The organism is Acinetobacter sp. YH16031, assembly GCF_013417335.1.
GTDB lineage: Bacteria > Pseudomonadota > Gammaproteobacteria > Pseudomonadales > Moraxellaceae > Acinetobacter.
Window position 1 is genome coordinate 1 of the sequence record NZ_VPED01000134.1, and the last position, 1,723, is coordinate 1,723.

The 1,723-nt window shown below is 35.4% G+C and carries 2 protein-coding genes; both read right to left on the reverse strand.

Features of this window, described 5'->3' with window-relative positions:
* The coding region (gene repM, locus FTV31_RS16620) for a replication initiation protein RepM (RefSeq protein ID WP_180015747.1) at positions 1-542 on the reverse strand (542 nt) is incomplete at its 3' end.
* Between the two features lie 528 nt (positions 543-1,070).
* A partial coding sequence (locus tag FTV31_RS16625; protein WP_180015749.1) for a hypothetical protein occupies positions 1,071-1,723 on the reverse strand: 653 nt, incomplete at its 5' end.

Genomic DNA, 1,723 nt, shown 5'->3' on the forward strand with positions numbered 1-1,723 from the left:
TATTCATCAGCTGCAATACCTAGTTTTTCCCTGAATTCTGAGAGGTCTATTTTTGGTACTTTGCCAACTTCACGCCATGCAATGAGAATCTCATATAAGCGTATAGCGTACTTACTGGTAAGCTGAGAAACCTGCTTTAACTGATAGCTAGTAAAGTGTTGCTCAAGTCTTGTAATTAATGGGACTACATCAGGTGCAAAAGTAATTTCTAATATGGCTGAATCATCAATATATTTGATTCGACTTACCCAACGAGATCGAACAATACCAACTCCTTTCTTTGTTGTTTCTCTAAAAGAAAATTGGCGTTCAAATAAATTATTTACAGCATTTTTTAATGCTTCATAAGCTGTTTCTTTCTTCACATTAAATTGGTTGGCATAGTCACTAGCATGTATCTCTAATTTGCTATCTGACGTAATTCCTTGCTGTGTTTCTCGTGCATTGATAATTGCTAAAAGTATTAAACGCTGCTCTGTTACTTCTAAATTATAACTAGCGTTTATCAAGGCATTATCTTTCACTACTAATCCATTCTTCATATTCAACACGTTATATAATTATGTGTATAAAGACACATTAAAGTATTGTGTGTCTTTATGCAAGGAATCTGTGTCTTTATAGCAAGGAATCTGTGTCTTTATAGCAAGGAATCTGTGTCTTTATAGCAAGGAATCTGTGTCTTTATTGGCTTTTAAACTTAGTAATATCAATAATTTCAGAAGGTCTAAAAGCATTTAAAAACTTTAAAATATATATAAAAGCCTAAGCAGGCATGAAAACAGCCCTATGCCCTCGCTAAAGCTCGGACGTTTTAACCTCGCTTCGCTCGGTTGAGGGGCTGTTTTTTCAAAGGTCAATCGAGAGTTTTAAAAAGAAACTATGCCTTCGCTTCGCTCAGAAGGCTTTATGCTCGCTTCGCTCGGTCATAAACCAATTCAAGTACAGTCGCTTTGCTCTGTTAATCCCTTTATGAGGCAAATGGGAGTAATTGTAATCAGGGAGAAAAAACGCATGAGTTTTAATACCAAGCAGTCGCTCGTAGACACTCGCTCGGTTTCTTTCTTAAATTAATATAATTCAACATTTGGATCCCTGATTTCAGGGAAATTCTGTTGTTCGATACCTTTTTTGCCAGGATATATCCCTTTAATGTAATACATATTCGCGCTGGTCTTCAGGTATCCATTTTGAATGTATTTAGCCAAACCAATAAAGCCGTGGTTGATTAGTAAATCATTAGAACTTTTGATTTTATTGGCTTGTATCCCACATTTTTCAATAAATTTATCATGAGATATACGGCTGTAATCCTGATTATTATCTCTATATTTCAACATGACCAAATAGTTTTTCAATGCGCCTAATGCAATAGCGCCTTTATTTGGTAAAAAACGTAAATTTTTTGCAACTGGTTGATACGGCAGCTTTGACCAGCCCTTTGTTTTAGTTCTTAAAACGATTTCATCAGTCTTAATTTCAGTCGGATTCATATTTGGAAAGTCTAATATTTGATAAATATTAGACTTTCCCCGAGCCGAAGAATGAACAGCTATGAGTTTTTCGTCCGCCAAAATTTTTATAGCTTTATTGACCATCGGTCTAGATAGACCTGTCAGGTCTTCTAATTCAGAAAATGAAATTTTGGCTAAGCGGTCTTGAAAGTCAGCTTCTAATGTAATGGCTATCATTGTTTTTAAAACCGCAATGCCTTCCCCCGTTT